Source organism: Mesorhizobium sp. L48C026A00 (assembly GCF_000502375.1).
In the GTDB taxonomy this organism is placed as follows: domain Bacteria; phylum Pseudomonadota; class Alphaproteobacteria; order Rhizobiales; family Rhizobiaceae; genus Mesorhizobium; species Mesorhizobium muleiense.
This window is the reverse complement of the sequence record NZ_AYWU01000020.1, coordinates 38833-51895: the sequence shown is the minus strand read 5'-3', so window position 1 is coordinate 51895 and position 13063 is coordinate 38833. Positions and strand designations below refer to the sequence as shown.

The 13063-nt window shown below is 60.7% G+C and carries 12 protein-coding genes; all 12 read right to left on the bottom strand.

Annotated features, from left to right (window positions below; genetic code table 11):
* Positions 1–5: 5 nt before the first annotated feature.
* The 12 genes from X738_RS69375 to X738_RS69320 all read right to left on the bottom strand — a co-directional run bounded on the left by X738_RS69375 (position 6) and on the right by X738_RS69320 (position 12615).
* A complete protein-coding gene (locus X738_RS69375) occupies positions 6–1127 on the bottom strand; it encodes a thioredoxin family protein (RefSeq protein ID WP_051407897.1) in 1122 nt (373 codons plus the stop codon).
* A 68-nt stretch (positions 1128–1195) separates the two neighbouring features.
* Positions 1196–1858 (bottom strand): VOC family protein, encoded by a 663-nt coding sequence (locus X738_RS69370; RefSeq protein ID WP_023801683.1) that lies wholly within the window; start codon positions 1856–1858, stop codon positions 1196–1198.
* 65 nt (positions 1859–1923) lie between these two features.
* Positions 1924–3201, bottom strand: coding sequence for an epoxide hydrolase family protein (locus X738_RS69365; RefSeq protein ID WP_023801682.1), 1278 nt, complete (start codon positions 3199–3201; stop codon positions 1924–1926).
* Positions 3198–3626, bottom strand: a complete 429-nt coding sequence (locus X738_RS69360) for a DUF6130 family protein (protein ID WP_023801681.1) — start codon at positions 3624–3626, stop codon at positions 3198–3200. The genes X738_RS69365 and X738_RS69360 overlap by 4 nt, the downstream gene beginning before the upstream one ends.
* A gap of 85 nt (positions 3627–3711) precedes the next feature.
* Positions 3712–5046, bottom strand: a complete 1335-nt coding sequence (locus X738_RS69355; protein WP_031255873.1) for an epoxide hydrolase family protein — start codon at positions 5044–5046, stop codon at positions 3712–3714.
* Positions 5047–5330: 284 nt separating this feature from the next.
* The gene (locus X738_RS69350; protein WP_031255871.1) at positions 5331–5981 is read right to left on the bottom strand and encodes a VOC family protein; all 651 of its coding nucleotides are present in this window, start codon (positions 5979–5981) and stop codon (positions 5331–5333) included.
* A 56-nt stretch (positions 5982–6037) separates the two neighbouring features.
* The gene (locus X738_RS69345; RefSeq protein WP_031255870.1) at positions 6038–6454 is read right to left on the bottom strand and encodes a cupin domain-containing protein; all 417 of its coding nucleotides are present in this window, start codon (positions 6452–6454) and stop codon (positions 6038–6040) included.
* A gap of 39 nt (positions 6455–6493) precedes the next feature.
* Positions 6494–7774: an epoxide hydrolase family protein gene (locus tag X738_RS69340; RefSeq protein WP_031255868.1), complete on the bottom strand. Its 1281-nt coding sequence runs from the start codon at positions 7772–7774 to the stop codon at positions 6494–6496.
* Positions 7775–7879: 105 nt separating this feature from the next.
* Positions 7880–9184, bottom strand: a complete 1305-nt coding sequence (locus X738_RS69335) for an epoxide hydrolase family protein (RefSeq protein ID WP_023801676.1) — start codon at positions 9182–9184, stop codon at positions 7880–7882.
* 548 nt (positions 9185–9732) lie between these two features.
* Positions 9733–11352, bottom strand: coding sequence for an MASE4 domain-containing protein (locus tag X738_RS69330; RefSeq protein WP_023801675.1), 1620 nt, complete (start codon positions 11350–11352; stop codon positions 9733–9735).
* A 162-nt stretch (positions 11353–11514) separates the two neighbouring features.
* Positions 11515–11883 (bottom strand): response regulator transcription factor, encoded by a 369-nt coding sequence (locus tag X738_RS69325; RefSeq protein ID WP_023801674.1) that lies wholly within the window; start codon positions 11881–11883, stop codon positions 11515–11517.
* A gap of 99 nt (positions 11884–11982) precedes the next feature.
* Positions 11983–12615: a response regulator transcription factor gene (locus X738_RS69320; protein WP_023801673.1), complete on the bottom strand. Its 633-nt coding sequence runs from the start codon at positions 12613–12615 to the stop codon at positions 11983–11985.
* Positions 12616–13063 lie beyond the last annotated feature (448 nt).

The window sequence follows — 13063 nt, the reverse complement described above, 5'->3', positions numbered from 1 at the left end:
GGCAATCAGCCGAACGTGAACGCGAAGACCTCCACATCCGAGTCGAGAAACTCGATCTCGAACTGGCGATCGACGATGGGATGCGGTTGGCGGATCAGTTGGTACAGGCGCTGCTCCGTCACCGTGCCTTCGCCTTTTTCGTCAATGTCAATTCCGTGAGCAGCGCCTGGCGGCTGTCCGTCGATCAGCACCCGAAATCTCACGGAAGTTCCCGTCGCTGCCGGCCCCATGACGAGATGAAGATCACGTGCGTGAAAACGATACGCGAGCTTTCCATTGGACTTATTGAGTACGGCGTTCTCCTGCCTTACCGTCCAATCCCCAGATAGCCCCCATTCATTCACGCGTAGCCGTTCCGGCACTTCGTAGCTGCCCGGCTCGTCCAAGACCAGTTCGCCGCTGGACGCAAAGTTCCGGGTGCGTGCGTGGCCGAGATAATTTTCTGGAGACTTGAGGTTGTCCCAATCGGCCGCCGCTTCGATACCGCGGACATCTACCGACAGGGGCCTACTGTCGAACCCGCCGGCTCCAGCCTCGGCAAGCAACTCCTGGATGATCTTTTCCGATTGTTCGTATGAGCCTTCGCCAAAATGATGATGCCGAACATGCCCTTGTGGATCGATGAAATACAGCGCTGGCCAATAGTGGTTGTTAAAGGCACGCCATATGGCATGATCGCTGTCGACGGCGATCGGATAATCAACTCCCAAATCCTTCGCGGCGCGACGTACATTGTTCAGGTCTTTCTCAAACGAGAACTCCGGTGAATGGACGCCGATCACCACCAAACCTTGATCGCGATACTTCTCCTCCCACGCTCGGACATAGGGTTGTGCTCGAAGCCAGTTGATGCAGGTGTAGGTCCAGAAATCTATGAGGACGACCTTTCCCTGCAAAACGGACGCCGAGAGCGGCGGTGAATTGATCCACTCGTCCGCACGCTCGAGAGAAGCAAGCGCGGATTGACCCGCAACAGCGCCGGTGGAAAGCCCGTGAAGGAACGGAACCTCTGCCTGTTTGGAGGTAATGGGCCGCGTCATATTCGTATCTCCCAGAAAACCTGCAATCGATGCGCCGATTGCCATCGCGAGTACCGCGGCTACCAACAACCTGATAGTTTTCATCATGACGCCTCTGGGTATGATCGAAATATCGCGCGCGCACAGGAGCGGGCACAACGCGCGCGCCGAACTTCTCAAAGTGGCAGCGGCTTGCCGGCTTGCTCCGCAACCATGTACTCGGCGTACCAGTCGGGCCAGTTCTCGTCGCGCTGGCCGCCGTTGCGCTTCTCGTGCTCGCCGTGGGCTAACGCCGCGCGCCACATTGCGGCCGCAAGGTCCGCTACCGAAGCATAGTCCGTCGTATTGGAATCGACCCGGCCAGGGAGCCGGGTGGTGACCTCCTGCAGCAGCCACTCGTTGCCGTCTGGATCCTTGAAGGTTGCGTAAGAGGAATAGCTCTGCCGCTCCGGATGCCTGCCGCTGAGCGCTGGTTTGCCCGGACCGGCCCGGTGGAACACTTCGCTCACCTCGACGCCGTGGCCAATGAGTTCGGCGCGCGCGGCGTCAATATCCGACACGACGAGGAAAAGCCCGCTTGCAGAGCCGGGCGCGGCCGGCGTGATGCCGGTGCCGAAATGGATCGAGGCCGGCGAGCCCGGAGGCGTGAACTGCATCGCCCGGAACGTGTCGCCGACGACGAAGTCGCCGTCGAGCCTCCAGCCCAGGCCTTCGTAAAACTGCTTGGAGCGTGCTGCGTCCGAAACTGGGATAACCACGGCCTCGAGCTTCATGTCGAGCGTCCGCGTTCCGGGAGTTTCGATCGGTTTTTCGCTATGCGTCAGAGTGGTGCTGCTCATGTCGATCTCCTTAGGTTTAACCTGTTAAGCGTTGAACGCGTCCGGGCTGGGGCCTGGTACGCGCCTCAGAAATCTTGTCGGAGCGGTCGGAACGCCGCACGCAACTCAGCGGAAAACAGTTCGGGCTGCTCCCAGGCGGCGAAATGACCGCCCTTGTCGACCTCATGAAAGTAAATCAGGTTTGGATAGGCGCGCCGGGCCCATGTCTCCGGCGCGCGATAGCTCTCCCCCGGAAACACCGTGATGGCCACCGGCAGCGCGATCTCGAGGGTCCGCTCCACGGCCGCAAAAACAACGCTGCGTCCACCGTACTCCCAGTACAGCCGCCCTGCTGAGGTCGCGCTGTCGCTCAGCCAGTACTGAGTAATGTCGTCCAGCACCTCGTCCGGGGACTTCTCGGGATCGCTGTTGTCGTATGTCCAGCGTGAGAAGCCCGGATGTCCGAGCATCCACGCCGCGAGGCCTGTGGGAGAGTCATTGATGGCGTAGCCGATCGTCTGCGGCCGGGTGCCCATCATCGTAGCGTAGGATCTGTTCCCCATCTTGGCTGCAGCGCTGAGCGCGTCAAACGCTGCGCGTTCCTTATCCGTGAGTCCCGTTGGCGCTGGCCCGCCGACGGCGAGCACCGCGGCAATCTCGGGCGGCACCACCGCCGGCAAGTTAATATGAATGCCGAGCAGACCTGTCGGCGCCTGGCGCGCCATCGCGCTGGAGACGGGGGAGCCCCAGTCGCCACCCTGTGCGACGTAGCGGGTGTAACCCAGGCGTTTCATCAGCTCCGCCCAGGTTTGCGCGATGCGATCAGGTCCCCAACCCGTCTCTGTCGGCTTGCCGGAGAAGCCATATCCCGGCATCGAAGGCAGGACGAGATCGAACGCGTCCTCCGCCCGTCCGCCATGAGCTGTGGGATCCGTCAGCGGGCCCACGGTCTTGAGCAGTTCGAACACCGACCCGGGCCAGCCATGCGTCATGATCAGCGGCAAAGCATTGGGACGCTTCGAGCGGACGTGAATGAAGTGAATGTCCACGCCGTCGATCGTTGTCATGAATTGAGGCAGGGTGTTGAGCTTGGCCTCGGCCTTTCGCCAGTCGTAGCCGGTGCCCCAATACTCGACGAGCGGCTTCAGCTTGGCCAACTGTATGCCCTGCGACTGGTCATCGACCGTCTCGCGATCCGGCCACCGTGTTTCCGCGATGCGCCGGCGAAGCTCCTCGAGCGCCGCTTGCGGCACCTGAACTTTGAAAGGTCGGATCGAGCGATCTTCGGCCGCATTGGCTTGGCTCAGGGCAGAAAGGATGCAGAGTCCGAATGCCAGCGCAGCCGCCAATGTGTGGAGCTTCATGGCTGAATCTCCTTGCCCGGCGAGTGGAATGTCACCGTTTGCTTGGTGAAGACGTTACCTTCGGCGTCCACCACTTCGATCAGAACCTTGTGCTGGCCGCGCGGCATGCCCACCAGGATGATGGTGTCGCTTTGACCGTAGTCCGCCCACGCCCAGGGCAGGTCGTCCACGGTGAGGTGCAGGTGCCCGACCCGCGGAGATACGTTGCGCGCGGCCGGCCCACCCACAGGCAGGATGCGCAAGTTCTCCACCCGGTACGGGATGAACACCACGCCCCCGGCCAACGGACCCGGAAGCGGCGGCTCCACCGTCAACTCGGGCGAGGGTTCGTTGTCGACGGGAACAACCGTGCTTTGCCCGGAAGCACCGGTGGTGAACACAATATACGCTGCGACCACGGCAAGCGTCTTGGTGAGCAGGTTCATGGCAGTCTCTCCCTTTGGAGATTCGCTACGGGTTATTCGCCTTGCGGAGGGCGACGCCCGTCCGGCGCGTCACCCTCGCCCAACCTCACGTCCGCAACGTCTTGAATGAAGCGCGCACCTCATCGGTGAAGTACTTCGGCTGTTCCCATGCCGCGAAATGGCAGCCCTTGGGCGGACGGCCGTAATGCAGGAGCTTCGGGAACGCGCGCTCGGTCCAGCTCTTCGGCGCGGTGTAGATTTCGCTCGGGTACGCGCTGACGCCGACGGGAATGGTGACGCCTTTGGCGTCAAAGAAGCCCGCCGTCGCCGTTCGCCGGTGTTCCCAATAGAGTTGGGCTGATGAGACGGCCGTGTTCGTCAACCAATAGAGCGTGATGTTGTCGAGGATGTCGTCACGGGTGAGGCCCTCCGGCTCCCCATCGAAGGAGCGGGCGATCAGTGCATAGCTGTCCGCGTCGTGGTCGAGAATCCATGACGCCAAACCGGCCGGCGAATCGACGGTCCCGTAGAGCGTCTGCGGTCGAAGCGCCATCTCGTTGGCGTACCCCAGGCCGAATTTGTAGAAAAAGGCGACCTGTTCGTAAGCACGCTTTTCGTCGGGTCCGAGATCGGCGGGAGGCGGGTTGCCGGCGGCAAGCGCCTTCACAATCTCGGGCGGAATGGTCGCTGGCATATTGGTGTGGATGGCGATCAACTCGGGAGGCGCCATCAGAGCCATCTGTTCGGTGATGAGAGCCCCCCAGTCGCCGCCCTGTGCGACAAACTGGTTATAGCCCAGGCGCTTCATCAGCACGGTCCACGCTTTCGCGATGCGAATCGGATCCCAACCGGGTTCAGTCGGCTTGCCGGAAAAGCCGTAGCCCGGCATCGACGGGATCACCACGTCGAACGCATCGGCTTCGGTTCCACCATGCTCCGTGGGGTTCGTGAGCGGATTGATAACCTTAAGCAGCTCGATGACCGAACCGGGCCAGCCGTGCGTGATGATGACCGGCAACGCACCCTGATGCTTGGACTTCACGTGGATGAAATGGATGTCGAGGCCGTCGATCTCGGTGATGAAATGCGGCAGCGATTTCAGATGCGCCTCGCACTTGCTCCAATCGTACTCGGTTCCCCAGTACTCGATGAGTTTCTGCATCGTGCCAAGTTGCACGCCTTGTGTTTCACCTTCCGGTGAGGACGACCAGATCCGCCGAGAAGCTGCGTCGGAGACCAACTCGCGCTCGGGCCAACGCGTGGCAGCGATGCGTCGGCGTAGATCGTCGATCTCCTCTTGCGGGAAGCTGACGGTGAAAGGGTGGATTGAATCACCGCCAGCCGCCGCGAACAACGTCCCGGGCAGCATGTTGACGCCCCCAACGACAGCCGCGGCCGCAAGCAATTCACGCCGTGTCGGTGATAGTGATGCTGCTGACATGATGTCCTCCATTGTTTACCCGACTGTTTGGATGCAGAGACAGAGTTCAAATGTTGGGGAAACAAATCTATTGCACGATGGTATCGCCAATACTTTTGTATTGATTGGCGGCCTAAGCGGGTTGATTCCGATAGTTGAATTTACATTAAAGAAGACATGCGTTCGACCTTGAAGTGAGGCTGCATCGCCGCACCTTCGTGCCATCAGGTGACGGCGTTCGCTGTGTGGCCGCACAGCCCTTGACGGAACAAGGACTGTGCAGCTCTTGACGATGACTTGGCCGCTCAAACCGGCAGCGGCTTGCCGGCCTGCTCCGCCACCATGTATTCGGCGTACCAATCCGGCCAGTTCTCATCGCGCTGGCCGCCGTTGCGCGCCTCATGTTCGCCGTGAGCGGCCGACGCGCGCCTGAACGCGCTCGCCAGATCCGATACGGAGGCGAAGCTCGTCGTGTTCGAATCGATCCGCCCCGGGAACCGGGTGGTGACCTCCTGCAACAGCCATTCGTTGCCGTCCGGATCGTTGAACGTGGCGTAGGTGAAGTAGCTGCGCCGCTCCGGATCCGGGCCGCTAATGGCCGGCTTTCCCGGACCGGCACGGTGGAACACTTCGCTCACTTCGACACCACGACCTACGAGGTCGGCGCGCGCCGCCTGAATGTCCGAGACGACGAGATAGAGTCCGGTTGCCGAGCCTGGGGCGGCTGAAGGGATCCCCTTGCCGAAGTGGATCGAGGCAGGCGAGCCGGGAGGCGTGAACTGTATGCCCCGAAATTCATCCCCGACGATGAAGTCGGCGTCGAGCCGCCAGCCCAGGTCGCCGTAGAAGCGCTTGGCGCGATCGACGTCTGAAACAGGGATAACAACGACTTCGAGCTTCATGTCGACCGTTCCTGCGGAAGGTGCAACATCTCTTTCAATCACAGTCTGGTTCATGATGATCTCCTTTTTCTCCATTGGTTGTCTCGGCACGTTCAGGCTTTCGCTTCCGGTCAGTTACCGGGCGCTACCAAACCCAGCACCACGAGCGGCTTACCTTTTTCGACGATGTACGTGGCGAGTTCGGCCGCGTTGCCGCTGCCTACATTCCTCGCCGCGTGGATCGCTCCGGCGGGGATGAATAAGGCCTCACCGGGCTTGAGTGTCACCGGTGGCTTGCCTTCGACTCGGTATTCGAGCAGGCCTTCGATGACGTAGGCGATTTCTTCGCCGGGATGGCTGTGCGGGGGGAACGCCACCCCGTGGGCGAAGTCGACGCGCACCTGGATCACTTCGCGACCCGAAACGTCCAAATCGTGCCGCAGCAGATCGGTGCGCTTGACTCCTGGCTGCTGCGACTGCGCTACGTGCAGCGTCAAACCGCTTCCGGCGATGAGCACTGCTGCCACGATAATTCCAGTTATTTTCATGTGGACATCCTTTCGAATCGCGAATGGAAACCTAAGTGATCAGTGCGGCTGCCGAAGTGACCTGAAGGCCGCGCGCAGTTCGGCTGAGAAGAGTTCTGGCTCCTCCCAGGCAGCGAAGTGTCCGCCGTTGTTCACCTCGTTGAAGTAGATCAGGTTGCGATAGGCGCGCCGGGCCCATGTCTCGGGCGCTCGATAGACCTCCTCCGGAAACACCGTGATGGCCACCGGGAGCGAGATTTCGGCCGTCTTTTGCGCGGCCGCGAGAAGGACGCTTTGGCCCATTGTCTCCCAGTAGAGCCGCGCCGACGTTGTCGCGCTGTTCGTCAGCCAGTACAGCGTAACGTCGTCCAGCATTTCGTCCTTGCTGAGCAGGCGCTCGGGCTCACCGTTGTTGTAGTCGTACATCCATGCCGCGAGCCCGGCCGGAGAATCCGTCAACGGGTAGCCGATTGTTTGCGGCCGCGAGCCCATCATTGCAGCGTACGCCCGGTATTTTTTGTAGAAGGTTTCAAGTGAGCTGAACGCCGCGCGCTCCTTTTCGGAGAGTCCCGCCGGGGCAGGCCCGCCGCCGGCGAGCACCGCGGCGATCTCGGGCGGTATCGTTGCCGGCAGGTTGATGTGGATGCCGAGCAACCCCCTCGGCGCATGGCGCGCCATCGCGCTGGAAACGGGAGCACCCCAGTCGCCTCCCTGGGCGACGTAGTAGGTGTATCCCAAGCGCTCCATGAGTTCGGCCCAGGCACGGGCGATGCGGTCTGGATTCCAACCCGTGCCCGTTGGCTTGCGAGAGAAGCCGTAACCCGGCATCGAGGGCATGACTAGGTCGAAAGCGTCCTCCGGGCTTCCGCCGTGCGCGATTGGATTCGTGAGCGGGCCGACGGTATTGAGCAACTCGAACACGGAGCCAGGCCAGCCATGCGTCATGATCAGCGGCAGAGCATTGGCGTGCTTCGAGCGAACGTGAATGAAGTGAATGTCGAGCCCGTCGATCTCGGTCATGAACTGCGGGCGGGCGTTCAGCTTGGCCTCTGCCTTGCGCCAGTCGTACTCGGTCCCCCAGTAGCGGACGATCTCCTGCATTTTCGCAAGTTGTATACCCTGCGAGCGGTCGTTGACCGTTTCGCGATCAGGCCACCGCGTCGCCGCGATGCGCCGGCGAAGCTCAGTTATGTCCTCCTGCGGGATGTCGACGGTGAATGGGCGGATTGGAGCGCCAGTGCCCGCAGCCCGTACTACTCCGGGGAGTAGCCCGACGACCCCAGCGGCAGCCGTGGCCGCAATCAGTTCGTGCTTTGTGGGGAATAGCGATATTGCTGACATGACGCCCTCTGTGTGTCGGTAAGCGCGTGAGTTGACGGGCGGACCGGGCTCGAATGACCCGGTCCGCGCCTCGGGAGGAGAGCGGGGCGCTAAGTCCCGCTCGCTTCAGATTTCGTGGCGCAGCGGCCGGAAGCCGGCCCTGAGCTCGGCGGCGAAAAGCAGCGGCTGCTCCCAGGCCGCGAAGTGGCCGCCCTTGTCGACCTTGTTGTAGTAGATCAGCTTGGGGTAGGCCTGCTGGGTCCAGCTACGCGGAGCCTGATATTGTTCGCCGGGGAACACGCTCACTGCGACCGGGATGGAGACTCCCTTGGCATTGAAAAAGCCGCCCTTGTACTCCCAGTAGAGTCGCGACGCCGACACGCCCGTGTTCGTCACCCAGTAGAGCGTGACATTGTCGAGGATTTCGTCGCGCGTCAGTTCACCGGTGGCGCTCGTGGTCCGATCCAGAGCCGCGGCGACCGCCGCGGCCGGCTGGCCACCGGCATCATTGTGGTCGAGAAGCCAGGCCGCCAAGCCGACTGGCGAGTCCGCAATGCCGTACAAGGTCTGCGGGCGCGACGCCATCAGCCTTGCATAGGCGACCTGCTTGAATGTCGCGACGAGCTGCTCGTACGCATGTTTTTCATCGGCCGAGAGACCAGACGGCGGCGGGGCGCCTGCCTGAGCAGCCTTGTCGATGTCGGCTGGAACGGTGGCGGGCATGTTGGTGTGGATGCCGAGCAATCCCGCAGGCGCCTGCAAGCCCATCTGGTCGACGACGAATGCACCCCAGTCGCCGCCCTGGGCGACGTAGCGGGTATAACCGAGGCGCTTCATCAATTCTGCCCAGGCTCGGCCCATGCGCTCGGGGCCCCAGCCGGTCGTGGTCGGCTTGCCTGAAAACCCGTAGCCGGGCATCGACGGGATCACCACATCGAACGCGTCGGATGCGTTAGCGCCATGCGCCGTGGGATTGGTCAGCGGATCAATTATCTTCAGCTGCTCGATGATCGAGCCGGGCCATCCGTGCGTAACGATCAGCGGCAACGCATTTTCATGCTTCGAACGGACGTGAATGAAATGGATGTCCAGCCCGTCGATCTCGGTGATGAATTGCGGGTAGGCATTGAGCTTGGCCTCCCCTTTGCGCCAGTCGTAATCCGTCGCCCAATATTGCGCGAGCTTCTGAATGGTCGCGAGCTGGACGCCCTGCGATGAATCGGCAACCGTTTCGCGATCGGGCCACTGTGTCGCGGCAATCCGCTGGCGAAGCTCGGTGATCTCCTCCTGCGGGATGTCGACAGTGAAGGGGCGGATTGAATAGCTGGCTCCCGCCGCGCGTAGCCCTCCGGGGAGCAGGGTGAGGGCGCCGACAGCGGCTGAGGCGGCAAGTAGTTCGCGCCGTGTGGGCAAGATCGAAAGTGCTGACATAACGTCCTCCTGTGTGTTTCTTTCCACTCGGGGATGCGACACACAGATCGACCAACAGCGGACGCAAATCTATTGCACGATGGTGTCGGCGATACCTTTGTATTGGTGGCGGCCCGAGAACAGTGCACGTCTGAAAGCCGACACCAAGACACAATGGACGTCGCATCGTCGTCGCAGGATCGCCTCCACGCTAACACACGCGAAAGCACGGCAACGGGGTTCGGTTTCGGTCGGCGTTTTGGATGCGTTGCCGGCCATAGCGTGGATTGGGGTGCCTGACGAGCAGATCGAATTTGTCATTCGAGTCTGGCGGCCCGATACACCGGGGTGCGGCTCGACGAAGCTTGACGGGTGGGTGGAGGCCGCACTCAATCCTCAAAACGCTGGCGATTAATTCTGCGTCCGGCGAGCCCGGCGAAATGGAAGCACGTACGACGCTTAGACGGGCAGTACCGTTGGTTCCGCCTCCAATGCAGTCCGATGCGCGACGACTCCGGAGTGATCATCAAATGGCGCTTGGTCTCGAGGCCTCACACCGTGCCGACGGATCATGCGGTCTTGGCACCTAAAACAAATTGAAAAATTGAGCCCCTTGGTGCGTTGGGCGAAACCCAGAGCATACCGTCGTGCGCTTGGACAATCGAACGGCAGATCGATAGGCCCATTCCCATCCCGCGAGATTTGGTGGTGAAGAGCGGATCGAAAACCCTCTGCAGGTCCTGCGCGGCGATGCCCATGCCTGTGTCAGCTACCGAAATCATTACATCGCCATCGTCGCTAAGACTGGAACTGACGGCGAGCTCGCGCGGACCATCCACTGTGATCATGGCCTCAATCGCATTCGTGATCAGATTGAGGAGCACCTGCTGCAACTGAATTCGATCCCCGATCACCCGCAGCGGCCGCGCGCTTCGCTCAACCTTGACCAATATTCGGTGACTTTTCAGATCGTCCTCGAACAATGAGATGGCTTCTTCAATTAGGTTGTCGACGTCAAACGAAGCTCTGACGCGTTCATCCTTCCGGAAGTTTGCCCGGATGCTCTCGATAACCGCGGCGGCGCGGTGCCCATCAGCGGCGATCTTCATGAACTCCGTTCTCGCCATGTGTAGTTCGGGAACCGCGCGATCGAGCCATCGTAAACCGGTTTCGGATCTCGTTATCATAGCAGCAAGGGGCTGCTTGACCTCGTGTGCAATCGTGGCGGCAACGGCATCGCCGGTCATCAATCGGGCATCGCGCTCGCGGTGCTGCGCATCGATGGCCCGCTGCAGCCTCTTGCGCTCATGTTGCAGCATAGCGTTCGAACGAGCGAGGCTCGCATACAGCCGTGTCATCTCTGCAAGCAACACCACCATCACAACTGTGGCTGTCACGAGTTGATAAAAGCGGCCGGCATACCATGCAAGATTGTAGCGGCCGGCACTCAACACGGAAGCCAAGGCCACTTCAAGCAGGAGCGCGCACAAAGCGACGATAAGCCACTGGTCGAGTAAGGAACGCTGTCGCGGCCACAGCAACCAAAGAGCAATTCCGCCCAGCGCCAGGACCACCATCCCGCCGATGGTGCGACGAAAGAGACTGAGCGGACGAACGTCTACAAAAAGTATCGGCAGCAAGTGTTCAAAGTGCGTAACGAACAAGAACAATCCAATGACGAGGGCAAAAACGCCCACGACGCTCAAACTGATGGCACGTCGCGTGACCCGGGCATCGGCCACTCGATCCGTATCTTTGAGCAGCGCATAGCCGATGATCGAGATGGGCAGCCCTGCGTGCCAAAACCAGTAGAGCCAAACGGCGGATTGCAATCCCGAGCCCAGGACGCCGGTCGGCGTGAACGCTCCCGGGAACGTCAGCGCATGTGCAATCACGATCAAGGCACTGAACAGATAGCCGTTCGCAATCACCAGGAGTGCCCATTGACGCAAAATGGAGAATTGGGCAAACAGAAGCGCGGCGGTCACGCAGTCGCTGACAAACAGGGCGGCGGCAAGAGTTGGTACGAACGCGTCGACTTCGGGCAGGCGGATGGCCGCAAAGGGCCATGTGCCGAGAAGTATGACGAGCAGGGCCAGCAGAAAAGCGCGCGCAATTCGGCCTTGACCGGGACTTGGGGGGATGTTCGCCAGGACCAGCGGCTGGGTGATGCGCGAGGCCGGCGCCAACGCTGAGTCCCTGCTTTCCGTCATTGGATTGAGGGTCCGTTCCGGATGTCTTAGTAGCCTTCGTGAGAATGCGCCAGGGATCGAGCAGTGACAAGCCGATCTGGGACCGTGCCTAAATATTGCGTAGCTTGCCGGCCCTTCTTCTCAAGTCCCGGCGGACCATCAGGCCTTTAGGGCCTTTTTGAGACAGTCGATCACCGCGTCCGTTTTGAACGGTTTTCGAAGCAGGCAGATTGCGCCAGTTGCGGCCGCACGAGCGTCGAGGCCCAAGTCTGAACGTGCGGTGACCATCACTACAGGCACCCCGCGACGACGCGTTGTGAGTTGCCGGGCAAGATCAAGCCCGCTCATGCCCGGCATGTGAATGTCAGTGATGACACAGTTGCATGACGCGTCCGCTTCCCAGGCGCTGAAGTCCTCCGCGGATGCAAATCCGCGTGCCCCATAGCCGAGCGAACGAAGGCTGTCGACGAGAGCCATGCGGAATGATTCGTCATCATCGACAACCGCAATTAGGAGCTCTCTTGACACATCGTCCTTTCCCCGGATTTGCACCAGGCGAATAGTAGGATCGCAATTCTGGCATGTATGCCGTTGTAAGGAACCTATACGGGAGTGTTACCCCGGCGCTTACGGCCGCCGCCTGGGGTTGATTACGTCGGCCATCCGGATCAGGTCCGCCAAGGTCCTCACACCCATCTTGCGCATGACCGCGCCGCGATGAATTTTGGCGGTGATCTCGCTGATTCCGAGGTCGCCGGCCACCTGCTTGTTCATCTTTCCCTCCGTGACCAGTAGCATTACCTGCTGCTCCCGTGGCGACAGTGTTCCAAACCGCTCCCGCACTTTTGAAACATCGCCGTCTAGGGCGCGCCGCTGCCGGTCGCGTTCTATGGCCGCCAACACGGCATCGAGCATGTCCTGATCTTTGAAAGGCTTTGGGAGAAAGTCCACTGCACCGCGCTTCATGGCGCGAACTGACATGGGAATGTCGCCATATCCGGTCATCATCACGACCGGCAACTGAACACCCGTCTGTGATAGCTGCGCCTGAAAATCCAGCCCGTTCATGTCAGGCAACCGGACATCAATAATAAGGCAGCCCGGGGAATCTGGAACGGCCGTGGCGAGGAAATCCTGTGCGGATGCATATGTCCGCGTTTCGAGCCCTATCGAAAGGAACAGGCCATGCAACGCTTCTCGCATCGACGCGTCATCGTCGACCACGTGAACAATGGATTTTTGGTCCGAGGGGAGCGGCATCGCTGGGTTAGCATGTCAGAACTCTGGGCGTGCATCAACGAAAGTGTGACGGAGCCTATTCGATCGCGCAGCTGGGCACCCGCTTGCACCGGGCTTCCGACCGAGGTTACGGTGCCAACAACGATCTGCGCTACCTACGCGGGATTTTATTCCTGAGTTGCCTCGGGCCAAGCGCTGCCCCGTAAACCTGAATAACACTCATGGTTCTCATCGAAGCTATCGCTCCGAGACTTTGCGTCGTCATAGCGCGACAGAAAGCGGCGATCTGCGCTATCCAACTCATACTTTGATATGAGCACGCCTTCCGATCGTTGGATAGCAAATCCAGCACAGAATCTTAGGATCGCAGCACATTACTTGACGAGGGTCGAAATGAGTCACTAGGACGGACTGCAACTAAGCGTTGCCCGCAGCTCCGCGACTTGCAGTGCTGCAACATGGACACCTT

Excerpts from the sequence above, each read along its gene's own strand:
- X738_RS69375 (WP_051407897.1), bottom strand. The coding sequence starts at position 1,127 with ATGATGAAAACTATCAGGTTGTTGGTAGCCGCGGTACTCGCGATGGCA.
- X738_RS69370 (WP_023801683.1), bottom strand. The coding sequence starts at position 1,858 with ATGAGCAGCACCACTCTGACGCATAGCGAAAAACCGATCGAAACTCCC.
- X738_RS69365 (WP_023801682.1), bottom strand. The coding sequence starts at position 3,201 with ATGAAGCTCCACACATTGGCGGCTGCGCTGGCATTCGGACTCTGCATC.
- X738_RS69360 (WP_023801681.1), bottom strand. The coding sequence starts at position 3,626 with ATGAACCTGCTCACCAAGACGCTTGCCGTGGTCGCAGCGTATATTGTG.
- X738_RS69355 (WP_031255873.1), bottom strand. The coding sequence starts at position 5,046 with ATGTCAGCAGCATCACTATCACCGACACGGCGTGAATTGCTTGCGGCC.
- X738_RS69350 (WP_031255871.1), bottom strand. The coding sequence starts at position 5,981 with ATGAACCAGACTGTGATTGAAAGAGATGTTGCACCTTCCGCAGGAACG.
- X738_RS69345 (WP_031255870.1), bottom strand. The coding sequence starts at position 6,454 with ATGAAAATAACTGGAATTATCGTGGCAGCAGTGCTCATCGCCGGAAGC.
- X738_RS69340 (WP_031255868.1), bottom strand. The coding sequence starts at position 7,774 with ATGTCAGCAATATCGCTATTCCCCACAAAGCACGAACTGATTGCGGCC.
- X738_RS69335 (WP_023801676.1), bottom strand. The coding sequence starts at position 9,184 with ATGTCAGCACTTTCGATCTTGCCCACACGGCGCGAACTACTTGCCGCC.
- X738_RS69320 (WP_023801673.1), bottom strand. The coding sequence starts at position 12,615 with ATGCCGCTCCCCTCGGACCAAAAATCCATTGTTCACGTGGTCGACGAT.